This window comes from Bacillota bacterium (assembly GCA_018818595.1).
In the GTDB taxonomy this organism is placed as follows: Bacteria; Bacillota_I; Bacilli_A; order Izemoplasmatales; family Hujiaoplasmataceae; genus JAHIRM01.
This window is the reverse complement of record JAHIRM010000036.1, coordinates 113,312-137,495: the sequence shown is the minus strand read 5'-3', so window position 1 is coordinate 137,495 and position 24,184 is coordinate 113,312. Positions and strand designations below refer to the sequence as shown.

Sequence of the window (24,184 nt, the reverse complement as noted above, 5' to 3'; positions counted from 1 at the left end):
GATGGAACCATCTATATCGATAACAAGTTAATTGATGGTACGTTAGAATTACTTGAATATATTAAAAGCATTCATGGAGTCAGTATCTTTATTACAAACAACTCCTCTAAATCCGTTCAAGACTACATTAAAAAGTTAATGAAACTAGGAATTAAAGCAACTGAAAAAGATTTCTTTACTTCTTCAATGGCCACATCTTTGTATTTAAAAGAAATGTATCCTTTTAAGAAAATATATGTAATGGGAACAACTTCTCTTGTGTTAGAACTTAAAAGAGAAGGACTAGATATCACAGTTTCTAAAACAGACAAAATTGATGTGGTATTAATTGGATTTGATACCGAATTAACCATGCAAAAACTTTCGGATGTATGCGAAGTGTTACTACAAGATGTAGCTTACCTTGGAACCAATCCTGATTTAGTTTGTCCTGTGGCGTTTGGATACGTCCCTGATTGTGGATCTTTTGCCCAAATCATTAAAAATGCAACTAAAAAAACACCATTTTTCATTGGCAAACCAAATCCAATGATGATTGATTATGCGATAAAACAATCCTTATTCTCTAAAGAAGAAACCGTTCTAATCGGAGATCGTTTGTATACAGACATTGCAAGTGGTAAAAATGCAAATGTTACTACGATTTGTGTCTTATCTGGTGAAGCCACTCTTAAGGATATAAAGGAAAGCATTGTAAAACCCGATTTTGTGTATCAAAGTGTAAAAGAAATTCTTACTTCTTTAAAAGAATAGAAGGTGACTCTTTGAATAAACCAGAACGCTGCAAAGCAGTAATTGATCTTAATCAACTAAAACAAAATTACAATCTCATTCAAAATCATATTGGAAAAGATGTTCTTTTATCAAGTGTCGTAAAAGCAAACGCCTATGGACATGGATCAAAAGAAGTTTCTCTTTACTTAGAATCAATCGGTTGTACGTTTTTCTCGGTTGCGTGTCTTGAAGAAGCCATTGAATTAAGAGAAGCAGGCCTTCAAAGCGATATCTTAATTTTTGGAAAAACCGACCCTGAAAATGCCTTGATTTTAAATGCGTATTCTCTCATTCAAACTGTGTCAACTTATGCGTATGCATCATCTTTAAATAAAGTAGGAAAACCCATCCGAATTCATATAAAAATTGATACAGGTATGTCTCGATTTGGAATGTATTGTCATGAAGAAGAAGATTTTAAAAAAGCGATAGATGAAATCAAACAAATTTCACAATTACCTCATTTGTCTCTTCATGGAATCTATACTCATTTTGCAGAAGCTGAGAAGGAAGATTCAACGTTTACAAAAAAACAATTCAATCAATTTATGAAGTTGTTAGATCTTCTAAAAAAAGAAAAAATTGAAGTTGGAATAAGACATTGTGCTAATTCTAGTGCCACCCTTCAATATCCTTTTATGCATTTAGATATGGTTCGAATTGGGATTGCTCTTTATGGATATCCACCCGTAAAAACGACACTTAATCTAGAACCAGTTATGGAACTTTTAGCAGAAGTGGTACAACTGAAAAATATCAAACCTCACGACACGGTAAGTTATGGAAGAAAATTTACATCTCTTGAAAATAAAACAATTGCAACCCTTGCCATCGGGTACGCCGATGGCTACTTAAGAGGATTATCAAACAAAGATTATTTTCTATTTGAAGGGAAAACACTTCTGCAAATTGGCACCATTTGTATGGATGCTTGCATGTGTGATGTTACAGATGCTACAAAAATAAAGGTGAAAGATTACGTGATTGTTTTTGGAAAAGAAAAACCAGCAAGCGTGCTTGCAAAAACATTACAAACGATTGATTATGAAATTTTAACAAGCATTAGTCAAAGAGTGAAAAGAATCTATCAGTAAAGAAACTTTAGGAAAATTTTATGCAATCAATGATTTTTAGTCTATCACATTCACACAAAAAAAACTAAAATTAATCCTTGAGAAAAAAGCGCTTTCATTGTATAATAGATTCGGTTGAAAGTGCTTTTCTTCTTTTAATTAAAAGAAAGGAAAAAATAACCCTAAAAACTAGCAAAATCTCAATGTTTATGCTTTTTTTTACGAAAAGGATAAGCGGTTGTTAAAAACAACCGATTAAATATAACTTAAGTGAGGCGACAAAATTGTTTAAAAGTGAGTATCTAAATGATTTATTCAAAAGCATCTCAGAAAGAAATGAGTCACAACCAGAGTATTTACAAGCAATCGAAGAGTTTTTTGAATCCATGGATTTTCTTGTGTTAGAAGACCCAAACATCGAAAAAAATGCAATTATGGAACGGTTAATTGAACCTGAACGCACCATTAAATTTCGTGTGACTTGGATTGACGACTTAGGTAAAATCAATGTAAATCGCGGGTACAGAATTCAATTTAATTCGGCCATTGGACCTTACAAAGGCGGATTAAGATTCCATCCTTCCGTAAATGAATCCATTTTAAAGTTCTTAGGATTTGAACAAACCTTTAAGAACGCATTAACTGGACTTCCTATGGGTGGAGCAAAAGGTGGATCTGATTTTGATCCAAGAGGAAAAAGTGATGGAGAAATCATGCGTTTCTCACAAAACTTTATGTTAGAATTATATCGTCATATTGGCCCTGACACAGACGTTCCTGCAGGAGATATTGGTGTAGGAAACAAAGAAATCGGTTATATGTATGGAATGTATACAAAAATTAGAAACGAAGTAACTGGAACTTTAACTGGCAAAGGATTAAGCTATGGTGGATCTTTGGTTCGTAAAGAAGCTACAGGATATGGACTTTGCTACTTTGTTCTTGAAATGTTAAAAGTTTATCGTAACGATGATTTTAGAGATAAAAAAGTTATCATCTCTGGATCTGGAAAAGTTGGACTACATGCGGCTTTAAAAGCAAGAGAACTTGGTGCTAAAGTTGTGGCAATGTCCGATGTAAAAGGATTTGTTTATGATGAAAACGGCCTTGATTTAAATATCGTTGAAATGTTAACAGAAAAATCCCCAGAATTTTCAGATAAATATTCAGAATTTAGACCAAACGCTAGTTTCGATTCCAATCCATCTAATATTTGGAATACTCCATGCGATATCGCCCTTCCTTGTGCTACTCAAAATGAATTACAACTTGAAGGCGCAAAAGCTTTAGTCGCAAACGGATGTTTCTTAATTGCTGAAGGCGCAAATATGCCAACAACTCTAGATGCTACTAAATACATCCAAAAACATGACGTATTGTTTGCACCTGGAAAAGCTGCAAATGCTGGTGGAGTTGCTGTATCTGGACTTGAAATGAGTCAAAATGCTATGCATTATCCTTGGACTTATGCAGAAGTAGATGAAAAATTAGAAGTCATCATGGCTGATATTTTCAAAAAAGCATACAGTGCTGCACGTCGTTTTACCGACCCAAGAAATTTAGTTGTAGGAGCGAATATTGCCGGGTTTACGAGAGTTTATCAAGCAATGGTCGATCAAGGCATATTGTAATATGGCATATGTAAAAACCCCCAAAATACTTCTTCCTAAAGCAGGAATCGATCTAACAAAATGGGCCGTTATTGCATGTGATCAATTCACGAGTGAACCTGAGTACTGGAATACATTAAAACAATTTGTGGATGGCGTGCCATCCACTTATCACCTTATACTGCCAGAAGTCTTTTTACAAAAAGATGCCTATATTCAAATCAATCAAGTCAATCACAATATGGAAAAGTATTTGACTCATCATTTATTTGATGAAGAAGAATGCATGATCTTAGTGGAACGCAAAACGCCTTTTACTAGTCGAAGACTTGGACTTGTTTTAATGATTGATTTAGATGAATACGTTTACGAAGAAGGCAAAGTTTCCAAAATTGTTGCTTCTGAAAAAACGGTTAAAGAAAGAATTCCGCCTCGTGTAAAAATTAGAGAAAATGCACCGATTGAATCTCCACACGTTCTAGTATTAATCGATGACTTAGAAGATAGAATTATCGAAGAACTTTATCTTTCGAAAGAACATTATCCAATCGTCTACGATTTTGAATTAAATATGAGTGGTGGGCATTTAAAAGGCTATAAAATTAAAGACACGGATTCAATTATATCAAAATTAGAAACCAACTTAGATGAAATCAAAATGATAGTAGGCGACGGGAATCATTCCTTAGCGAGTGCAAAAGTTTGTTGGGAAACGATTAAAAGTACATTAACAGAAGAAGAAAAAATTCTTCACCCTCAAAGATTTGCTTTAGTTGAAGTCATTAGTTTATACGATGATGGTCTGACTTTTGAACCCATTCACAGGGTGCTTTTTCACCCTGATGCTGATTTTATTCCAAAACTTACCAATGCGCTAGATGGAGAAGAATCTCTTTCCATTATTGAAAAGAACAAAACGCATTATGTTAAAGTACCAGACAATCCTTTTACGACTATAAAACTTATTCAAGATTTTTTAGATGAGTATTTAGAACAACACCCTGAAACAAAGATTGATTTTGTTCACGGACTTGATAGCCTTAAAACAGTAGTAAAAGAAAACCCAGGAAGCATTGGTATCACCTTCCCTCCACTTAAAAGGGATGAATTGTTTCCTTATGTTAAATTACATGGTGTTCTTCCAAGAAAATCTTTTTCACTTGGAGAAGCCAGAGAAAAAAGATACTACATGGAATGTCGAAAGATTCAAAAAGGAGAGTAATACAAATGAAACGAATTTATAATTTTTCTGCTGGGCCTGCGGTATTACCAGAGCCTGTGTTACAACAAGCAGCTGATGAAATGTTATGTTACCAAGATACAGGTATGTCTGTTATGGAAATGAGTCATAGATCTAAAGCTTTTGAAGCCATTTTAGACACGGCCATTTTAGATTTAAAGAAATTAATGAATGTTCCAGACAACTACAAAATACTATTTTTACAAGGTGGAGGTCATACCCAATTTTCAATGGTTCCCATGAACCTTTTAAAAAAGGGAAAAGCAGATTACATCGTAACTGGTGAATGGGCTAAAAAAGCCTTTGCTGAAGCGAAAAAATATGGAGAAATCACAAAAATTGCTTCAAGCGAAGACAAAACATTCTCTTATATTCCAAATTTAGATCACTTACCTATTTCAGAAGATGCAGATTACGTTTATATCTGTGAGAACAATACCATTTATGGAACCAAATTTAATACATTACCAGATACCTTAGGAAAAGTATTGGTTTCAGATATGTCTTCTTGTATTTTATCAGAACCAGTTGATGTCTCAAAATACGGATTAATCTTTGCAGGAGCTCAAAAAAATATTGGTCCTGCTGGAACCGTCATCGTCATCATTCGTGAAGATTTAATTACAGAAGCAGTCTTTCCAAATACACCAACCATGTTACAATACAAAATTCATGCGGATAAAAATTCGATGTACAATACTCCTCCAACTTATGGCATCTATATTTGTGGACTTGTCTTCAAATGGCTATTAAATCTTGGTGGACTAGATGCGATGAAAAAGATTAACCAAGAAAAAGCAGGATTGTTATATGACTTCTTAGATCAAAGCCATTTATTTAAAGGAACTGTTGCCAAAGAAGATCGTTCGTTAATGAATGTAACGTTTGTAACTGGAAACACCGAAATAGATAGTTTGTTTGTAAAAGAAGCAGAACTTGCAGGATTTGAAAACTTAAAAGGACACCGCTCAGTAGGTGGCATGAGAGCATCGATTTATAATGCTATGCCTCTTGAAGGCGTGAAAGCTTTAATTTCCTTCATGAAAAAATTTGAAGAGGAACACAAATCATGTTAGTTGCTTGTTTAAATAATATCTCACAAATAGGACTTGATAAATTATCAAAAACTTATCAAGTAACTACAAGCGTAGAAGACGCAAGTCTTTTACTTGTTCGAAGCTTTAACATGTTAGAAATGGATGTTAACCAAAATGTCTTAGCAATTGCTAGAGCCGGAGCTGGAGTGAATAATATTCCTCTAGAAAAAATGGCAAAACAAGGAATCGTTGTATTTAATACACCAGGAGCTAATAGCAATGGCGTAAAAGAACTAGTCATCGCAGGACTCTTACTTGCTTCAAGAGATATTATTTCTGGAGTAAACTGGGTCAAAGCACATAATGACGATGAACTCATTTTAAAATCCATTGAAAAGGCAAAACAAGCATTTGGTGGAACCGAAATTTTAGGAAAAACCATTGGCGTAATTGGACTTGGAGCAGTGGGTGGAAAAGTAGCACAAGCTTGTTTTGATTTAGGAATGAATGTGATTGGATATGATCCTTTCTTAAGCGAAGAAGCAAGAGTTTTATTACCACAAGAAATCAATATTGTATCTACACTAGATGAAGTATATTTTAACTCTGATTTTATCAGTCTTCATTTACCTTTACTCGATTCAACCAAACACATGATTAATAAAAACGTATTTGCGAAAATGAAAAAAGGATTAACCATCTTGAATTTTAGTCGAGATCAATTAGTAGACGATGATCAATTAAAAACAGCGATGGAGCAAGGCATCATCCATAAATATGTAACGGATTTTCCAAACTATAAAACGTCTAATATGGAAAACGTTATTTGCATTCCTCATCTAGGTGCTTCCACAGTCGAATCTGAAGACAATTGTGCAGTGATGGCTGTCTTAGAGTTAAGAAAATTTATCGAAGAGGGAAACATTGAACATTCTGTGAATTTTCCAAATCTAGATGCTGGAGTGAAAACATCAAAGGGTAGAGTACTCTTACTTCATCAAGCAAAAGAACTGATTAATGAATTCATGAGTGTTCTTTCCAAAACGTCTTCTAGTAATGAAGTAATTAATTTAGTTATCAAAACTAAAGGAAACTATGGTGCGACTCTTATCGATTTAAGTCAAGAGATTTCAGAAGAAACCTTAAACGCCTTTATGGGCATTGAAGGTGTAATAAAAGTAAGAATAATCTAAAAAACAAAAAAACAGAGATTTTTCTGTTTTTTTACTTTATTGACACAAAAACTTCACAATTCAAGAATATAATTAATTTATGGGATAAAAATAAACTAACGTTTATTTTTAAAATAAAGGGAGAATGAGTATGAAATCAAAAATAATATTAACAATTTTTGCTTTATTAACAATTGTTGCTGGAATTTTGATTACTCAAGTAAATGTAAATTATGATTTAGCTGAATATTTACCAAGTGATACCAAGTCCAAAATTGGACTTACACTTTTAGAAGAAGAATTTGGAAGTACTTCTTATGCAAGAATTGCATTTGATGAGAATTCCGTTTCGGATGCTTTACTCGTAAAAACACAGATTCAAAACATCGACCATGTTAAAAGAGTGGTTTATTTAGATGATTATTTTAATCCCGTTACCTTTGAGATTATTAAAGGCCAAGTTGGCTTAGAAGAAGCAGCTGTATTAGATTCGACAATGTCTTATCTACTAGGTCTTGGGTTAAGTTATACAGAAGCATTTATGAGTCTTGTGGATGGATTTCCTGAAGCATTAAAAACAGAGTTTTTTAGTACAATCTCTTCATTTTATAATGAAGGAGAATCACTTTTTCTCGTTTCATTTGATACTTCAAATTCATCCTCTGAAACCGAAACGGCTGTAGATGAAATTACTACTTACCTTGACGGCGAAAATTATGATTACTCGATGAGTGGATCAGCAATTTCCACTATATTTTCTAGAAATACCATTTCTTCTGAAGTATTTAAAATTACGATAATTATTATTCCAATTATTTTAATTATTTTATTAATTATGAGTAAATCATTTGTGGATATTTTAATATTTGGGCTTGTTGCTGGAATGGCTATTATTTTAAATCTTGGGACAAACGCAATTCTTCCAAGTATATCCTTTATTACTTCAAGTATGGCTCTTGCTTTGCAGCTTGCCATTTCACTGGATTATATTATTTTTATTTTAAATTCGTATCACCATGAAAAAGAACTGGGCAATGATACTGATACGTCAATTAAAAACGCAATGAAGAAGATTAAAAAACCAGTTATCGCTTCTGCACTAACAACTGGAGTTAGTTTTCTTGCATTAATTTTCATGCGATTTACGATTGGACTTGACATTGGAATTGTCTTTGCAAAAGCGATTTTCTTTAGTTTGATTGTCTCTTTAGTTGTTTTGCCTATTTTAATTAAACTGTTTAGTAAATGGATTGATAAAACAACACACAAAGTGTATTTCATTCGTTTTTCAAAGATTTCTAAATTCATCTACAAAGGCCGTTTTGTCTTTTTGATATTCTTACTATTAGTCATTGGACCTGCCTATTATTTTCAAAGTCATAATGTCTTCATTTATGGAGACTCTGCTCTTTCAAGTTCGGAGGGTTCTACTTATTATGATGATATCAATTATATAGAGTCTACTTTTGGAAAAGAAAATCAAATAGTTATATTAACAAGCATTGACCCTTTAAAAGAAGGAGCGCTTTATCAAGGTTTGTCAAACCTTGACTTCGTAAATAGTGTCGATGCAGGAATCTATTACAAATCGGTTATTACTGACCCTGAGACTTTAAATCTCTATTTACCTAATTTTTACTCTGAAAATTATGCTTTAATTAAAATTAATCTTGATTCCGATGTAGAAACAGCCGAATCGTTTGCTTATTACGAAGAAATTAAGGCGTTAGTCGATTCGGTTTCATTTGAAGAAAGTTATTTGATTGGGTCAACTCCTTTTGCTTATGACATCAAAGAAGTGATTTCATCGGATTATCTCATTGTCTTACTTATCGCTCTTATCTCTATCATGATTATTATATTTATTACTTTTAGAAACTTCATCATGCCTTGGGTGTTACCTTTGGTCATTGAGGCCGCTGTATTCTTTGCGATGGCGATTCCTTATTTCTTTGGCACAAGAATTATCTTTTTAGGATATTTGATTGTATCAACGATTTTACTGGGAGCCACCATTGATTATGCAATTATACTTGGAAAGAGGTACATTGAAGAGCGAGAAATCACTTCGAAAGATAAATCAATTATGTTAGCAATCTCTGAAACAGCGCCTTCCATTATTACTTCCGCTATCATTTTTGCGGTATCTGGACTTACGATTTACTTTATATCGTCCATTGTATCCATTTCGCAAATTGGCTTACTGATTGGAATTGGAGCCATAACATCAATGTTATTTGTTCTAGTCATCTTGCCACAATTACTTTATATTTTTGATAAATGGATCATTAGAAGCAATATTAAAAGATAAATATCCCCCATTTTTTTAAGCAAATATATATACAATAAGTACTATATGTGATATAGTACTTATTGTATTTAAGAGAGGTATATTATGTTGTATTTAAAAATATATGGAATTGCTTTTGCGATATTCTTGTTAGTAGATTTGATTTGGTTAACTTTGATCTCAAAAAATCTATATAATAAGTATTTATCAAGTTTTATGGGAAAAGTAAGGTGGATTCCCGCTCTTCTTTTTTACCTATTATTTATCTTAGGTCTTACGTTCTTTGTTATTGAACCATCTCTAACAAAAGCTTCTTTTAGTTATGCGCTATTTGCAGGTATACTTTTTGGCTTAATAACCTACGCTACTTATGATTTAACCAATTTAGCCACTCTAAAAAACTGGCCCATTCAAATTACGATTATTGATCTAATTTGGGGCATGTTTTTAGGCGGGTTTGTATCAAGTATCACATTCTTTATTTTGAGGTAGGAAAACTATGGAACTATTAACATTAAAAGGCAATGACATCTATCATGCTTTCCTTGCGGGAGCAAGAAAACTCATTAGCCAAAAAAATCATTTAAATCAAATAAACGTTTTTCCCGTTGCGGATGGAGACACCGGGACAAATATGTCTTTTTTAATGCAAACAATTATAAATGAAGCCACACTTTCAGACAATCTTTCAGAAACCTTAGAATCCATCGCTAATGCGGCTCTAAACGGCTCAAGAGGAAATTCTGGTATAATATTCGCAGAATATTTTAACGGTCTCTATGAGCGTTTAAAAGGCAAAGCTCAAATAAAATTGAGCGATTTTAAGGATGCCGTGAAACATGCGATAAAAAAAGCGTATGAAGCGATTATGAATCCAGTTGAAGGGACGATTTTAACTGTTTTACGAAAAGCGTTTGAAATCAATGATTCGCAAGATGATTTTAACTCTTATTTTAAAACGAGCTTACGACAAGCAAAAATTGCTTTAAAAGAAACAACCGAAGAACTAGAAGTATTAAAGAAAAATGGAGTCGTAGATGCAGGAGCAGAAGGATTTACCGCCTTTTTAGAAGGAATTAATTATTACCTTGAAACGGGTAATTCCGAACTTCCAACTAACGCTGAAACCTTTGAAATTTTAAATGATGTTCATGAAATGACAGTAACCGAACGTTTTTGTACGGAAGCGTTACTTATCAATGTCAACCGTTCCTCACAAGACTTAAAAGAAATCTTTAAAGACGATGGTGTTTCTTTAATTATTTCAGGAAGATTTGATAAAATGCGGATTCATATTCATACCAATCATCCAGATGAATTCTTTTTAAAACTTCGTCAATATGGACAAATCTTAGAACAAAAAGTAGACGACATGATTCGCCAACAAGAAGCAGTGTCAAAGGATCATCCAAGAATTGCGATTGTCTGTGATACCATAGCGGATTTACCAGATGAATTAAAAGATGCTTACCAAATTCATCAAATACCGATGAATTTACTCGTTGATGATGTGTCATATCTAGATAAAGTAACCATTTCTTCTAAAACGTTTTATGAACTTTTAAAAGTGTCTTCTCATTTTTCTTCTAGTCAACCCGACATAAAATCAGTTGAACGTACACTTGGCTTTTTAAGTGACCATTATGATCATATATTAGTAATAACCGTTGCCAAGGAATTAAGTGGAACGTTTAATGTCATGACTCAATATGCAAAAACCAATCCAAAAGTAACCATTTTAGATTCTTTCCAAAATTCAGGAGGAGAAGGACTTATCGTCTATGAAGCTGCAAAAATGGCAAATAGTGGTAAATCCATTTCTGAAATCGTATCTCACGTTCAAGATCTTTCGAGGCGAACAAGAATTTATGTTTCGGTCAAAACATTAAAATACATGGTAAAACAAGGACGTGTTAGCAAAGTAACGGGTTTTGTCGCGAAACTTATGAATTTAAAACCTGTGATTTCTTTAGACAAACAAGGAAAAGGAATGATCAAACGCAAAGCCTTGAGTTTAAAGGCAAATGAAAGACAAATCTTAAATTTATTAAAAATGGGAAAAGTAGAATCATATGCAATGGTTCATGCTTCTGCTTTAAAAAGAGCACAAAAATTAACACTAAAAATCGAAAAATTAACGAAACTTTCACCTTTGTATACTACTGAAATTTCTCCAATTGTAGCAATGAATGCAGGAATTGGAGCCGTGGCAGTCGCGGTTACTTTTCAGGAAGAAGTTGAATAAATGTTTTCTTATTTTCTAGGAGTTTTCCTAATCGTTGTGCTTTATTTTTCTGTATTCTTTATAATTGCCCAAAAACATAACAACAATTCAATTGTTGACATTGGTTGGGGATTAGGATTTGTTGTTATAAGTCTTTATAGTTTTATTTATGTTATTTTTACAAGCAATCTTACCTTGCTTCAAGTCGTGATTAGTTTATTGATTACTCTTTGGGGATTAAGATTATTCTTATACATTTCGATTAGAAATTTCAAAAAACCTGAAGATTTCCGCTACGTTGAAATGAGAAAAAAATGGGAAGATAAATCCCCAAGACTTCAAGCATTCTTTAAAGTGTTTATGTCTCAAGCATTCTTTATGATGATAATTGCTTTTCCAATCTATGCGGCCTATACTTCAAAAACAACAGTCCATCTTACTTGGATAATCGTTGGAGGAGTTCTTTTTCTTATCGGGTTATTATTTGAAGGAATCGGAGATTATCAATTACGACATTTTCTATCAAAGCCCGAAAACAAAGGACACATTATGACATCTGGTTTGTGGAAATTTACAAGACATCCTAACTATTTTGGTGAAACATTAATTTGGTGGAGTTTATGGGTAATGGTTCTTAGTACCACGTTAGGAATTATAGCGATTGTAAGTCCTTTACTCATTAGTTATCTTTTACTATTTGTTTCAGGCATTCCTTTGCTTGAAAAAAAATACCAAAATAACCCAGAATTTCAAGAATATGCCAAAAAAACTTCTCCCTTTTTCCCAATACCTCCTAAAAAATAGAAAAACACACCTTTGAAACATCTTTTACTTGATTTTTCACCAGATAAATTATAGAATATATTAGTGACTGATTGGAGGATTTGATATGAGAGTACAATTTACCTTAAAGTGTACAGAATGTAAAGATGAAAACTATACACTTACAAAGAATAAAACAACTCATCCGGATCGGATGGAAGTTAAAAAGTTTTGCCCACGTTGTGGAAAACAAACCGTTCATAAGGAAAAGAAATAACTTCAATTTTTGAAGTTTTTTTCTTTTTTTACCTATTTGTCTTAATGCATGCCCCTTTAACTCTATTAAAAATCATGATATAATGAAACAGAGGTTGAAATGATGAAAAAATATCTTATAGGAATCGATATCGGTGGAACTTCCATTAAAATCGGTTTATTTAATTTAGAAGGTATTCTACTTGAAAAGTGGGCGATTCCTTCAAACAAAACCGAAAACGGAAATCATATTTTAACAGAAATTGCTCAAGCGATTGAAAAAAAATATAATTTAGAAGAAGTAAATGGAATTGGTTTTGGTGTTCCAGGACCTGTCCAAAATAATAAAGTCATTCATTGTGTTAATTTAGGTTGGAAAGAAGTAGATGTAACAAGCGAATTTTCTAAGCACTTAAAGAAAGCGTATTCTTTAAGGATTAAAGTCGCTAATGACGCTAATCTTGCGGCAGCAGGAGAGCGGTTCCAAGGGATTGCTAAAGGATATGACAATGTTTGTATGTTTACGCTAGGTACAGGAATTGGAAGCGGAATTATTATCAACGGAAGTATCGTGGAAGGATACAACGGATTTGCAGGAGAATTGGGTCACATGGTGATTGATTCTACTAATCAAATACTATGTAATTGTGGAAAACAAGGTTGTCTTGAGACAGTAGCCTCAGCTACTGGAATTGTCAGTCTTGCACAAATTCACTTAGCGAACTCCCTTGAAGATAGCCTCTTACGATTTGTTAAAAAGTTAAGCGCTAAGAAAGTAATTGATTTTGCTAAAATGGGCGATATCCTTGCAAACAGAATCGCTGATGAATCCATGGATTATTTAGCCTATGCTATGGCATTAATTACTTATGTGATTGATCCTGGAATCTTTGTTATAGGTGGTGGCGTTTCCAATGCAGGTGATTTTTTAATTCAAAAAATAGAACAACATTATTATAAATACGTTAAGCCGTTTATTCTTCACACGACTTTCAAAATAGCAACGTTAGGAAATGATGCAGGGATATATGGTGCAGCATACATGGTGAAAGAATGAAAATTCAAGTATTTAATCAAAACATCGCATTCGAAAACACATACGTTCTTGTGAAAAAAAACAAGGCAATTGTAATTGATCCAGGTTTTAACGGTGCACAAATCCTTGAGTATTTATCAACGTCTAATTTTGAACTACAAATGGTATTATTAACTCATGGACATTTCGATCATTTAAGAGACATTAAATTATTGCAAAAGCATTCGAAGTTTGTTATCTATATTCATGAACTCGATAAACAAAATTTATTTGATGAATCCTTTAATTATGCGAAATCGTTTCATTCTAGCTTTACATTAAAGCCAGAACAAGAAGTGAAGTATTTACAAGACAATTCCAAGATCTTGTTTGAAGATCAAGAAATTACGCTTCTTCACACACCAGGGCATACAATTGGATCTTCTTGTTATTTAATCGATAAATTTCTTTTTTCTGGAGATACACTATTTACCGATAGCATTGGAAGAACCGATTTAAAAACAGGAAATCAAAAAATGATGAATGATTCTATTCTAAAATTAAAAGAAAAGATATCAAATCAGACCTTAATTTATCCAGGTCATGGACAATCAGGAAAAATGTCAGAAATAAAAAAAACAAATTTCTATTTATCACGGTAAATAGGACACGAAATCATTTAATCAAAAATGCATAGTTCCTTGTAAAGTCAAAGGAAATTAAGTATAATTGAATGAAATACTGGTAAGGAGGAGATATATATGCTTGACGTATTTGCAAGTGAAACTTTTTTTACAGTATCTGAAGTAATTCAGAACGCCATACTATTATTTGCACTTGTTTTTATCTATGGGGCATCTGATTTTTTACCAGACACGAAAAACACGACAAAAAGAATTCTCATCGGAGTGTTAATCGGTGGATTTGCGGTTTTAATTATGATGTTTCCTTGGAGAATTTCTGAAGGACTTATATTTGATACAAGAAGTGTCTTGTTGAGTATTACAGGAGCGTTTTTTGGTGTATTATCAACCATCATTGCGGGAAGCATTGCTGTAATATACCGAATCTTTGTTGGAGGATCAGGAGTATATGCTGGTGTTTTAACCATTGTTACAACCGCTGGATTTGGATTGCTTTGGAGACGATTCCGTCACCGTTTACCAAAAATGCCTATTTTTTTAGAGTACTATATCTTTGGACTATTTGCTCATATTATTACAATATTATGCCAAATAGCTCTTCCATGGGAAACTGCAGTCGTAGTTATTCCAAATATCTTACCAGCCTTTTTAGGATTATTCCCTATACTTACCACAATTTTAGCTATTTCCCTTACCAATCAAAGCCAACGATTAATGTTTTCAGAACAAGCAAAAAGTCAACATATCTTGCTTCAAGCAAGTATTGATTCTCCAAAAACAATGGAAATCTTCGCTCTTGATTTAGAAGGGAAATACTTAGTGTATAATGACTTTCATAAATATTCAATGAATAAATATTACAAAGTTGATATTGAAAAAGACAAACATTATCTGAATTATATTTCGAATGATACAATGAATTATCGAGTAAAATCCTGTATTGATAAAGCTTTAAAAGGTGAATCATTTACAAGAGTATTTGAAGTTGAAACCAATAAAGGAAAATTTTTAGAAGAATTATATACACCGATTCGAAATGATTCAAAAGAGATTATTGGAGTTACCATTTTTTCCCAAGATGTCACAAAAAGAAAAGAATTTGAACAATCCATTTTGTATTTAAGTTATCATGATCCGTTAACCGGATTAAAAAATAGACGATATTACACAGAAGAATTAGTCCGTTTGGACCAAGAAGATTTTTTACCAATCTCTATCATCATGGCAGATATCAATGGTTTAAAAATAATGAATGATGCCTTTGGGCATGATTCAGGAGATTTATTGTTAAAAACAGTAGCTAATTCTCTCTTCGAATCCTTTAAAAATAAAGGAATTATCGCACGAATTGGTGGAGATGAATTTGTAATACTCCTCGCCAATACTAACAAATCAGAGGCAATGAATTTAATTGAAAAAGCCAAAGCCACTATTGAAAAACAAGTAGTAGAAGGCATGAATATTTCCGTTGCATTTGGTGTTGAAACAAAAGCAGGAAATACACCAATCGAAGAAATCTTTAAAATTGCAGAAGATGACATGTATAAACACAAACTCTTTGAGATATCAAGCAATCGTAATGATGCGATAAAAACTATTTTGAATACACTGCATGTTAAAAATCCAAGAGAAGAGTACCATTCAAAAAGAGTTTCTGAGTATTGTCAAAAAATAGGTCAAATCTTAGGCATGAGAAAAGATGAAATCAATTTACTTAAGATTATTGGAAATCTTCATGACATCGGAAAAATTGCGATTGACGAAGCAATTCTTAATAAACCAGGTAAACTGACAAACGATGAATGGAATGAAATAAAAAGACATCCAGAAATAGGGTATCGAATTTTATCCGCTTCGGCAGATTACGCTGAATTTTCAGAAGATATATTATCTCACCATGAAAGATGGGATGGAACAGGATATCCTCAAGGGCTAAAAGGAAAAGAAATTCCTTACCGTGCCCGAATCATAGCCATCGCAGATGCTTATGATGCAATTACATCTTCTAGACCTTACAGAGATTCATTGACTCATGAATTTGCTATTGATGAAATCATGAAAAACTCCGGAACCCAATTTGATCCTATGATTGCTAAAAAATTTGTTGAGTCCTTTCAAAAAAAGAAAACAAAATAAAGAAGCACATTACATATCGCAAAAGATGATTTTTCTATCAAAGAAAAATCATCTTTTTTTGTCAAAAAATTGAATCTTTAATGAAAACGTTCTTATTATAAAAATAATTAGCACTCAATGCTTGACATTGCTAAAAGGCTTTAGTATAATATTATTAGCATTCGAGATATTGGAGTGCTAAAGGGGTGAGCCTATGCTTTCTGAGCGTCAAGAATTAGTCTTAAAATTAATCGTCGATGAATACGTTAAAACCGCAGAACCAATTGGTTCTAGAAGCTTATCTAAGTTTATGGATGTCTCACCTGCGACCATTCGAAATGAGATGAGTGATCTTGAAGATTTAGGGTATTTAGAAAAAACTCATACTTCAAGTGGTAGAATTCCTTCCGAAAAAGGATATCGATATTACATTGAAACCATCTTAAAAAATTTAGATGAAGAAACGGATGGATTTTTTGAATTCGAAACAATTTTCGAAAACAAAGAAAACGAACGAGATGAAATCATAAAAGAAGCGATTAATCTTTTAAGCCAAGCAACCAATTGTACAGCAATCTCTTTAGGACCAAATGCGTTTCATTCAAAAGTCAAAAAAGTATCATTAATCCCTTTAAAAGATACACAAGCGTTAATTCTTGTGATAACCAACTTTGGTTATGTTGAATCAAAACACATTACTATTTCTGAAGACACTGAAATGGAAGAATTAGTTAAAGTGATCGAACTTTTAAATGAACTTTTAATTGATACACCAATTTCAAAAGTATCTGAAAAATTGCATTATGAAATTCAACATCATAAAATCAAAGAACTTTTAAAATATCGCGAAACCATCGTTGATTCATTTATTGAAGCTTTCTCTAAATTTGCACAAACGAAGTATTACTTAACCGGACAATCCAATATGCTATATCAACCAGAATTTAACGATATTCAAAAATTAAGAGAATTTATCACAACCATTGAAAACAACGAAATCTTTAAAATCATTGAAACAAATGGGGATGGCGTATCGGTAAAAATAGGAACTGAAAACCAAGTGACATCTATGCAAGATTGCACAGTCGTTTCCTCTACTTACCATACAAAAGAAGGCGAAAAAGGCACGATTTCAGTAGTAGGACCTACTAGAATGGAGTACCGAAAGGTAATTCCTTTAATGAAATTTATAGCAAAACACATATCTAAATTATACGAAGAGGAGTAAATAAAACGATGAGCGAAAAAGAAAAAGAATTGAAAGATCAAGAAGAGTTAAAAGAATTATCTGAGCAAGATCATAAAACTAAAAAAGAAAAGAAAAAGAAAGAATCTTTAGAAGATAAGCTTGAATTAATTCAAGAAGAACTTCAAAACGTAAAAGATAAATATTTACGTGTCTTAGCTGAAATGGACAATTACAAAAAAAGGACATCCGAAGACTTAAAAAGAGAAAGAAAATATGCTTCGATGAGTGTTGCAGAAAAATTAATCGATGCCATTGAGGTTTTTGATCAAGCATTATTAATTGAAACCGATGATCCTAATTTTAAAAATTTCTTATATGGATTTAAAATGATTAAAGATATGATTTATAGTCCATTGGTCGAAGAAGGCGTTTCAGTCATTGAAACGAAAATTGGAGATGTATTTAATCCAAATACAGAACATGCTTTTGACTCCATTGAAGATGAAACCTTACCAAATAACACCATTACTAAGATTGTAAAAAAAGGCTATATGTTTAAAGACAGATTATTAAGACCAGCAATGGTTATAATAAATATAATTTCAAAAGATGAAATAGAAGAATTATCAGATTCAGAAAATATTGATAGCAACAATCAAAATGTTGCGTAAAAGGAGAAGATGACATTATGAAAATAATAGGTATTGATTTAGGAACCACAAATTCATGCGTTGCCGTAATGGAAGGCAAAGAAGCAAAAGTAATTCCAAATTTAGATGGAAATAGAACAACTCCATCGGTCGTTGCATTCAAAGACAACGAAATTCAAGTAGGAGAAGTTGCAAAAAGACAAGTTATCACAAACCCAAACACCGTATATTCCATTAAACGTAAAATGGGATTGTCTCAAAAAGTAAATGTAAATAACAAAAATTATACTCCCCAAGAAATCAGTGCAATGATTTTAAGAAACTTAAAAGAATCTGCAGAAGCGTATCTTGGAGAAAAAGTAACTGAAGCAGTCATCACCGTTCCAGCTTACTTTAATGACGCTCAACGTCAAGCAACCAAAGATGCAGGTAAAATTGCAGGGCTTGAAGTTAAAAGAATTATAAACGAACCAACTGCTGCAGCTTTAGCCTATGGAATTGATAAAACAGATAAGGAACAAACCGTCTTAGTTTATGATCTTGGTGGTGGAACGTTTGATGTATCAATCCTTGAGCTAAGTGATGGAACATTTGAAGTAATTTCAACCAGTGGAGATAATCACTTAGGTGGAGATGACTTTGATCAAAGAATCGTAGAATGGTTAGTTGAAGAATTCAAGAAAGAAACAGGCGTTGACTTAAACAAAGATAAAATGGCATTACAAAGACTTCGTGATTCCTCTGAAAAAGCAAAAAAGGAATTAAGTTCCATTACATCAAGTCAAATTTCTTTGCCATTCATTTCAATGACATCTTCTGGACCTGTCCATTTAGAAAAAGCATTAACAAGAGCTAAATTTAACGAATTAACTCATGATTTAGTTCAAAGAACCGTAGAACCAGTAAGAAGAGCATTGTCAGATGCAAAAATGACCGCTAAAGACATAGATCAAGTTTTGCTTGTTGGAGGTTCCACAAGAACTCCAGCTGTTCAAGATGCCGTTAAAAGCATTTTAGGAAAAGATCCAAACCGTTCCATTAACCCAGATGAAGTTGTCGCAATGGGCGCAGCCATTCAAGCCGGAGTTTTACAAGGAGACGTCAAAGACATTTTATTACTTGATGTAACCCCACTTTCTTTAGGTATTGAAACATTAGGTGGCGTTTTCACCAAATTAATCGAGAGAAATACAACCATTCCAACATCCAAGTCTCAAGTATTTTCAACCGCTGCAGATAATCAACCAACCGTAGACATTCATGTACTACAAGGTGAAAGATCTATGGCAAAAGACAATAAAACATTAGGACACTTCCAATTAGGAGATATTCCGCCTGCACCACGTGGAATTCCTCAAATTGAAGTGAAATTCGATATCGATGCAAATGGAATTGTAAATGTTCATGCGAAAAACGTCGCAACTGGAAAAGCAAATTCCATTACCATTCAAAGCGGAACCAGTTTATCGGATGCAGAAATTGATCGTTTGGTTCGTGAAGCTGAAGAAAATGCAGAAGTAGATAAACAAAAACGTGAAGAAGCAGACCTTAGAAATGAAGCCGATCAAATGATCTTTATGACGCAAAAAGCAATAAAAGATTTAGGCGATAAAGTGACCGATTCTGAGAAAAAAGACGCAGAAGCTAAAATTAAAGACGTTGAAAAAGCTCTAAAAGGTGACGACTTAGATCGTATCAAAACTGCAAAAGACGCTCTTGAAAAAACAGCACAAGCGTTATCGGAACGTGTTTACAAAGAATCCAATCAACAACAAGACCAAGGTGGAGCCGCAAACGGTGAAGCCAAATCAGATTCGGACTCCGAACAAGACGAAGAAGTATTTGACGCAGATTATAAAGAAGTTTAAAAAATAAGCATTACATTAAGCAGGAAACTGCTTTTTGTCATGTCTTTGAGGTGAAGGTATGGAGAAACGCGATTACTACGAAGTCTTAGGGGTTCAAAAAGGAGCAACTGACGACTCAATTAAAAAAGCTTACCGAAATTTAGCAAAGAAATATCATCCAGATGTATCAACAGAAAAGAATACGGAAGCCAAATTTAAAGAAGTCCAAGAAGCTTATGAAGTTTTAAGCGATGAAACCAAAAGAGCACAATACGATCAATTTGGTCATCAAGCGACAAACCCCAATTTTGGTAATGGAGGTTTCTCTGGTGGTGGATTTGATTTTGGCGATATTTTCTCTGCCTTTTTTGGTGGAGGAGGTCGTCCTCAACAAGGTTCAAGAACAAGACAACAAAAAGGTGCAGACATTCAAAGACGAATGACGATTACTTTTGAAGAATCTATTTTTGGTAAAAAAGAAAAAATCAAAGTGCCAGTATATGATGAATGTCATACTTGTCATGGAACGGGAGCGGCTTCGGCTAAAGATGTACATGTTTGTTCGAGGTGTCGTGGAACAGGAACAGTTATTATGGAATCACAAACCTTGTTTGGGCGTACACAAACGAGAACGACTTGTCCGGTATGTAAAGGAACTGGAAAAGAGATTACCAATAAATGTCCTACTTGTAATGGAGAGGGAGTCGAAAAAATCAACAAAGAAGTTGAAATTAAGGTTCCTGAAGGCATTGAAACTGGTCAACAAATTCGTTTAGAAGGATTTGGTAATAAAGGGGCAAACGGAGGAGATAATGGTGACTTATACATTGTATTCGAAGTGAAAGCATCCGATACCTTTGTTCGCGAAGGCGACGATATTATTATCAATATTCCTATTACTTTTTCTCAAGCAGCACTAGGTGGAGAAATAGAAGTACCAACCGTTTACGGAAAAGTATTATTAAAAATCCCATCTGGCACTCAAAGTGATTCGAAGTTTCGATTACGTGGAAAAGGTGCACCAAACGTTAGAACTAAAATGAAAGGTGACGAGCATGTCATTATTTCAGTTATGACGCCATCTAAATTATCTACAGAGCAAAGGAAATTATTTGAACAATTATCTAGGTTCGAAGAAGATCCATCTTCAAAATCAAAATGGGGAAAGTTTAAATCTAATTTTTCTAAAAAATAAATAAAATGAAAAGCAACCAAAATTGGTTGCTTTTTTTAAAGAAAAAACGCCACCAAAGAGTGACGTTCTAATTAAGTTAAAGAATTAACTTGGTCTTGCATTAAAAATGGATTTAATAGAAAAGGTAGAAATATCCCAACAATCAAGTACACAGTAGATTTGTCTTCAAGCCCTAATTTTGCTAAACGTTTTCCTGCAGCGTATTGCCAGTAAATTTCATAAATCCCGAAAGTGAAAACTGTAGCAAGAAAATGCCCTAAACCGCCAAACCCTTCATTGGTTTGTTGTTTTAATTCCATTTGAAATTTAATATACCAATAAAGCGGATAAATTCCAAAAGTAATAAAGTAAAGAAGTACCATCGTACCAAGGTTTCTTTTTGTCATAAAATCCTCCTATAATTCATTAATGCAACAAATACATTGATAAGTGTGAAAAACTACTTATAAAATCGCTTGGAACAGTCAAAATAATAATTAAGAAAATAATTAGATAAATAAGCCCAACTGCACATCCAATTATGACGCTAATTAAAGCACCTTTTCCAGCTGATTTTGCGGCTTTTGGTCTCTCGTCTTGCCAAAGAAGAAACAAAATAAGCCCAACCAGTGGGACAAAAAAACCTAATACGCCGTAAATGGCAGTGGAATCTTCTTCCACATAAGTTTTTTTTGAAACAGTGTTTAATGATTTCCCGCATTTTAAACAAACATCTTGATCTTCATTTACTGGAGATCCACAATTTGAACAAAATTTAGCCATAATTCATCTCCTAAATAAGAATAATAATTACATGTAAATATTTTTTATAAGGAAGACATCAATTCCCACATCAATATTCCATAAATAATCGCTCCAACAAAACCAATAACAGCACCAATACCAGCGCTTTTTGATGCTTTAGGACGTTTGTCCTTCCAAATGATAAACAGTATAATTCCAGCTAATGGAATGAAAAAACCTAGTACTCCAAATCCAATGGTACTACCTTCATTTACACTGTAACCTGAAGAGGAATCATTTGAATCATGAGACAACGCTTTACCACAGTTTAAACAAAAATCTTGATTCTCAGTGACTTGTGAACCACATTTTGGACAATAATTTCCCATGTATTTTCTCCTTAAAATATATTTTTAATTAAAACAAAATCTTACAAGTTACATTCCTGCAGTAGCGGCCGCCATCGCAAGTAAAACTCCAAAACAAACAGCAAGAATAAATCCAATAACAGCACCGGTTATGGCTGCTTTTCCTGCTTTTGGTCTTTCATCTTTCCAAAGAACAAATAAAATAAGACCTGCCAATGGAATGAAAAATCCTAAAACACCAAATATAGTAGTATTACCTTTTTCAACCATTACGTTTTTTTGTTTAGAAGAATAATTCAATGATTTCCCACAATTCAAACAAACGTCTTGATTTTCATCCACTGGTGAACCACAATTTGAACAAAATTTCCCCATAAAACATCCTCCAAAATTAAAGTTAGATTCAATAATAAAAAAATCAATTTAAATTAAATTCATTGTACCATCTGATATATTTTTGGTCAAGTTTTCTCTAGAAAATAATTCAAAAAAATCAATAGAATGCATTTAGTTTAGATGCTTGAGTTTCCTTCTTAAGATTGATATAATAAGTAAAACAAATATTAGGTGGTAAATCGATGAAAGAAATAAAAGCGAAAACAATCCTTCAAAAAGTCCGGGCAAATCCTTTCATGTGGTTTGCACAAGATTATAACATGAATCTGTATAAAGGATGTGTCCATGGATGCATCTATTGTGATAGCCGAAGTGATTGCTACAAAATCGAAGAATTTGATGAAATTAAAATAAAAGAAAATGCTCTTTTCATATTAGAAAACGAACTTGCAAAAAAGAAGCGTAAAGGAATTGTTGGAATGGGAGCTATGTCAGATCCCTATAATCCACTCGAGCAATCACTTGAATTAACAAGAAAAGCACTTTCGTTATTTAAAAAATACGAATTTGGAGTATCAATTGCGACAAAAAGCAATTTAATTGAACGAGATATTGATCTTCTGACTGAAATAAATAAAAACCAATCTGTCATTGTCCAAATTACCATTACGACCGCCTCTGATGAATTAAGCAAAATAATTGAGCCTCACGTCTGTTTTTCTTCGAAACGATTTGAAACACTTGAAAAACTTGCTTATGCAAATATTTTTGCTGGAATTCTTATGATGCCAATTCTTCCTTTCATTAATGATACAGAAGAAAACGTGAGACAACTTGTCCTTTTAGCACATCTTCATCAAGCGAAATTTATTTACCCCATGTTTGGAGTAACATTAAGACAAAATCAACGAGAGTACTTTTATGAGCGGTTAGATGAATTGTTTCCTGAAAAGAAAAAGATGTATCAAACGCAATTTCATGACCAGTATGTCTGTTTATCTCCAAGTGCCAACCATTTAAAAAAAGTATTCAAAGAAGAATGCAAAAAGTATAATATATTATACAAAATGAAAGACATAAATGAAGCTTTTATTAAAAAACCTAAAATAGAACAATTAACACTAGATATATAAAAAAAATTCACATTCTACCATGTGAGTTTTTCTTTTCTAGCATTTAATTTTAAAAAAATGAAAAATATTATTTACAAACAATACCTAATCAGTTATAATATAACCAGATTATGTATAACCACGATATACATAACGTGATTATATAGTGTAGGGGGGTGAGATAATGACGAATAGCGGTGAATACATAAGAGGATTTACCGATTATATTATTTTGTCCATTCTATCAAAATTCAATAGTTATGGGTATGAAATTTCTAAAATTATAGAAAGCGTAAGCGACCAACATTTTCAATTAACGGAAGCTACGCTTTATTTTGCATTAAAAAGACTTTTAGAAGATGACAAAATTTCTTCTTATAAAGAAAAAAACAAAAAAGGCATGAGCCGTCGTTATTATCAAATTACTCCCGATGGTATTGCTACACTGAAATCGTTTCGAAAAGACTGGATATTGATTGAAAATACTTTATCAAGTCTCGTTGGTGGTCGGTTTGAATATTCACGAGAAGACAAATAATGTGAGGATGTGAAA

At 33.0% G+C, this 24,184-nt stretch carries 24 protein-coding genes; 20 read left to right on the top strand and 4 right to left on the bottom strand.

Features of this window, described 5'->3' with window-relative positions:
* The 18 genes from KJ971_06805 to dnaJ all read left to right on the top strand — a co-directional run.
* Positions 1 to 753 (top strand): HAD-IIA family hydrolase (locus tag KJ971_06805; GenBank protein ID MBU1145546.1); only part of this gene is annotated, 753 nt, incomplete at its 5' end.
* A gap of 11 nt (positions 754 to 764) precedes the next feature.
* The gene (gene alr / locus KJ971_06800) at positions 765 to 1,868 is read left to right on the top strand and encodes an alanine racemase (protein MBU1145545.1); all 1,104 of its coding nucleotides are present in this window, start codon (positions 765 to 767) and stop codon (positions 1,866 to 1,868) included.
* A gap of 263 nt (positions 1,869 to 2,131) precedes the next feature.
* A complete protein-coding gene (gdhA, locus tag KJ971_06795) occupies positions 2,132 to 3,478 on the top strand; it encodes an NADP-specific glutamate dehydrogenase (protein MBU1145544.1) in 1,347 nt (448 codons plus the stop codon).
* A 1-nt stretch (position 3,479) separates the two neighbouring features.
* Positions 3,480 to 4,679: a DUF1015 domain-containing protein gene (locus tag KJ971_06790; protein ID MBU1145543.1), complete on the top strand. Its 1,200-nt coding sequence runs from the start codon at positions 3,480 to 3,482 to the stop codon at positions 4,677 to 4,679.
* A 5-nt stretch (positions 4,680 to 4,684) separates the two neighbouring features.
* Entirely contained in the window at positions 4,685 to 5,773 is a 1,089-nt protein-coding gene (serC, locus tag KJ971_06785) for a 3-phosphoserine/phosphohydroxythreonine transaminase (protein MBU1145542.1), read from the top strand.
* On the top strand, positions 5,767 to 6,927 hold the full coding sequence (locus KJ971_06780) for a 3-phosphoglycerate dehydrogenase (GenBank protein MBU1145541.1): 1,161 nt from the start codon (positions 5,767 to 5,769) through the stop codon (positions 6,925 to 6,927). Before serC ends, KJ971_06780 begins: the two co-directional genes overlap by 7 nt.
* Positions 6,928 to 7,057: 130 nt before the next feature.
* Entirely contained in the window at positions 7,058 to 9,217 is a 2,160-nt protein-coding gene (locus KJ971_06775; GenBank protein MBU1145540.1) for an MMPL family transporter, read from the top strand.
* A gap of 84 nt (positions 9,218 to 9,301) precedes the next feature.
* Positions 9,302 to 9,688: a DUF2177 family protein gene (locus KJ971_06770; protein MBU1145539.1), complete on the top strand. Its 387-nt coding sequence runs from the start codon at positions 9,302 to 9,304 to the stop codon at positions 9,686 to 9,688.
* A gap of 7 nt (positions 9,689 to 9,695) precedes the next feature.
* Positions 9,696 to 11,441: a DegV family EDD domain-containing protein gene (locus tag KJ971_06765; protein ID MBU1145538.1), complete on the top strand. Its 1,746-nt coding sequence runs from the start codon at positions 9,696 to 9,698 to the stop codon at positions 11,439 to 11,441.
* Positions 11,442 to 12,224: a DUF1295 domain-containing protein gene (locus KJ971_06760; GenBank protein ID MBU1145537.1), complete on the top strand. Its 783-nt coding sequence runs from the start codon at positions 11,442 to 11,444 to the stop codon at positions 12,222 to 12,224.
* An 85-nt stretch (positions 12,225 to 12,309) separates the two neighbouring features.
* The gene (gene rpmG, locus KJ971_06755; GenBank protein ID MBU1145536.1) at positions 12,310 to 12,459 is read left to right on the top strand and encodes a 50S ribosomal protein L33; all 150 of its coding nucleotides are present in this window, start codon (positions 12,310 to 12,312) and stop codon (positions 12,457 to 12,459) included.
* A 102-nt stretch (positions 12,460 to 12,561) separates the two neighbouring features.
* Positions 12,562 to 13,494 carry an ROK family glucokinase gene (locus KJ971_06750; protein ID MBU1145535.1) on the top strand — a complete coding sequence of 311 codons (933 nt, stop codon included), beginning with the start codon at positions 12,562 to 12,564 and terminating at the stop codon, positions 13,492 to 13,494.
* Positions 13,491 to 14,114 carry an MBL fold metallo-hydrolase gene (locus KJ971_06745; protein ID MBU1145534.1) on the top strand — a complete coding sequence of 208 codons (624 nt, stop codon included), beginning with the start codon at positions 13,491 to 13,493 and terminating at the stop codon, positions 14,112 to 14,114. Before KJ971_06750 ends, KJ971_06745 begins: the two co-directional genes overlap by 4 nt.
* A gap of 99 nt (positions 14,115 to 14,213) precedes the next feature.
* Complete coding sequence (locus tag KJ971_06740; protein MBU1145533.1) at positions 14,214 to 16,232, top strand: diguanylate cyclase; 2,019 nt, start codon at positions 14,214 to 14,216, stop codon at positions 16,230 to 16,232.
* 193 nt (positions 16,233 to 16,425) lie between these two features.
* Positions 16,426 to 17,439 (top strand): heat-inducible transcriptional repressor HrcA, encoded by a 1,014-nt coding sequence (gene hrcA / locus KJ971_06735; GenBank protein MBU1145532.1) that lies wholly within the window; start codon positions 16,426 to 16,428, stop codon positions 17,437 to 17,439.
* 8 nt (positions 17,440 to 17,447) lie between these two features.
* Positions 17,448 to 18,071 (top strand): nucleotide exchange factor GrpE, encoded by a 624-nt coding sequence (grpE, locus tag KJ971_06730; protein MBU1145531.1) that lies wholly within the window; start codon positions 17,448 to 17,450, stop codon positions 18,069 to 18,071.
* Positions 18,072 to 18,085: 14 nt separating this feature from the next.
* Positions 18,086 to 19,918: a molecular chaperone DnaK gene (gene dnaK / locus KJ971_06725; protein ID MBU1145530.1), complete on the top strand. Its 1,833-nt coding sequence runs from the start codon at positions 18,086 to 18,088 to the stop codon at positions 19,916 to 19,918.
* A gap of 58 nt (positions 19,919 to 19,976) precedes the next feature.
* Complete coding sequence (dnaJ, locus tag KJ971_06720; GenBank protein MBU1145529.1) at positions 19,977 to 21,092, top strand: molecular chaperone DnaJ; 1,116 nt, start codon at positions 19,977 to 19,979, stop codon at positions 21,090 to 21,092.
* 71 nt (positions 21,093 to 21,163) lie between these two features.
* On the opposite strand, the gene KJ971_06715 is transcribed toward dnaJ, so the two are convergent.
* The 4 genes from KJ971_06715 to KJ971_06700 are packed head-to-tail and all read right to left on the bottom strand — an operon-like array spanning position 21,164 to position 22,558.
* Positions 21,164 to 21,478, bottom strand: a complete 315-nt coding sequence (locus KJ971_06715) for a DUF4234 domain-containing protein (protein MBU1145528.1) — start codon at positions 21,476 to 21,478, stop codon at positions 21,164 to 21,166.
* Positions 21,479 to 21,497: 19 nt separating this feature from the next.
* Entirely contained in the window at positions 21,498 to 21,854 is a 357-nt protein-coding gene (locus KJ971_06710; GenBank protein MBU1145527.1) for a zinc ribbon domain-containing protein, read from the bottom strand.
* A 44-nt stretch (positions 21,855 to 21,898) separates the two neighbouring features.
* Positions 21,899 to 22,204, bottom strand: a complete 306-nt coding sequence (locus KJ971_06705) for a zinc ribbon domain-containing protein (GenBank protein ID MBU1145526.1) — start codon at positions 22,202 to 22,204, stop codon at positions 21,899 to 21,901.
* Between the two features lie 48 nt (positions 22,205 to 22,252).
* A complete protein-coding gene (locus KJ971_06700; GenBank protein ID MBU1145525.1) occupies positions 22,253 to 22,558 on the bottom strand; it encodes a zinc ribbon domain-containing protein in 306 nt (101 codons plus the stop codon).
* A gap of 203 nt (positions 22,559 to 22,761) precedes the next feature.
* On the opposite strand from KJ971_06700, the gene KJ971_06695 reads away from it, so the two are divergent.
* Together KJ971_06695 and KJ971_06690 are read left to right on the top strand one after the other, a co-directional pair.
* Entirely contained in the window at positions 22,762 to 23,652 is an 891-nt protein-coding gene (locus tag KJ971_06695) for a radical SAM protein (GenBank protein ID MBU1145524.1), read from the top strand.
* Between the two features lie 163 nt (positions 23,653 to 23,815).
* Positions 23,816 to 24,169, top strand: coding sequence for a PadR family transcriptional regulator (locus KJ971_06690; protein MBU1145523.1), 354 nt, complete (start codon positions 23,816 to 23,818; stop codon positions 24,167 to 24,169).
* The last annotated feature ends 15 nt before the right edge of the window (positions 24,170 to 24,184 follow it).

Excerpts from the sequence above, each read along its gene's own strand:
- grpE (MBU1145531.1), top strand. The coding sequence starts at position 17,448 with ATGAGCGAAAAAGAAAAAGAATTGAAAGATCAAGAAGAGTTAAAAGAA.
- KJ971_06700 (MBU1145525.1), bottom strand. The coding sequence starts at position 22,558 with ATGGGGAAATTTTGTTCAAATTGTGGTTCACCAGTGGATGAAAATCAA.
- KJ971_06765 (MBU1145538.1), top strand. The coding sequence starts at position 9,696 with ATGGAACTATTAACATTAAAAGGCAATGACATCTATCATGCTTTCCTT.
- KJ971_06690 (MBU1145523.1), top strand. The coding sequence starts at position 23,816 with ATGACGAATAGCGGTGAATACATAAGAGGATTTACCGATTATATTATT.
- KJ971_06790 (MBU1145543.1), top strand. The coding sequence starts at position 3,480 with ATGGCATATGTAAAAACCCCCAAAATACTTCTTCCTAAAGCAGGAATC.
- KJ971_06770 (MBU1145539.1), top strand. The coding sequence starts at position 9,302 with ATGTTGTATTTAAAAATATATGGAATTGCTTTTGCGATATTCTTGTTA.
- serC (MBU1145542.1), top strand. The coding sequence starts at position 4,685 with ATGAAACGAATTTATAATTTTTCTGCTGGGCCTGCGGTATTACCAGAG.
- hrcA (MBU1145532.1), top strand. The coding sequence starts at position 16,426 with ATGCTTTCTGAGCGTCAAGAATTAGTCTTAAAATTAATCGTCGATGAA.
- dnaJ (MBU1145529.1), top strand. The coding sequence starts at position 19,977 with ATGGAGAAACGCGATTACTACGAAGTCTTAGGGGTTCAAAAAGGAGCA.
- KJ971_06705 (MBU1145526.1), bottom strand. The coding sequence starts at position 22,204 with ATGGGAAATTATTGTCCAAAATGTGGTTCACAAGTCACTGAGAATCAA.
- KJ971_06775 (MBU1145540.1), top strand. The coding sequence starts at position 7,058 with ATGAAATCAAAAATAATATTAACAATTTTTGCTTTATTAACAATTGTT.
- KJ971_06750 (MBU1145535.1), top strand. The coding sequence starts at position 12,562 with ATGAAAAAATATCTTATAGGAATCGATATCGGTGGAACTTCCATTAAA.
- rpmG (MBU1145536.1), top strand. The coding sequence starts at position 12,310 with ATGAGAGTACAATTTACCTTAAAGTGTACAGAATGTAAAGATGAAAAC.
- KJ971_06715 (MBU1145528.1), bottom strand. The coding sequence starts at position 21,478 with ATGACAAAAAGAAACCTTGGTACGATGGTACTTCTTTACTTTATTACT.
- KJ971_06780 (MBU1145541.1), top strand. The coding sequence starts at position 5,767 with ATGTTAGTTGCTTGTTTAAATAATATCTCACAAATAGGACTTGATAAA.
- KJ971_06710 (MBU1145527.1), bottom strand. The coding sequence starts at position 21,854 with ATGGCTAAATTTTGTTCAAATTGTGGATCTCCAGTAAATGAAGATCAA.
- KJ971_06740 (MBU1145533.1), top strand. The coding sequence starts at position 14,214 with ATGCTTGACGTATTTGCAAGTGAAACTTTTTTTACAGTATCTGAAGTA.
- KJ971_06760 (MBU1145537.1), top strand. The coding sequence starts at position 11,442 with ATGTTTTCTTATTTTCTAGGAGTTTTCCTAATCGTTGTGCTTTATTTT.
- KJ971_06695 (MBU1145524.1), top strand. The coding sequence starts at position 22,762 with ATGAAAGAAATAAAAGCGAAAACAATCCTTCAAAAAGTCCGGGCAAAT.
- KJ971_06745 (MBU1145534.1), top strand. The coding sequence starts at position 13,491 with ATGAAAATTCAAGTATTTAATCAAAACATCGCATTCGAAAACACATAC.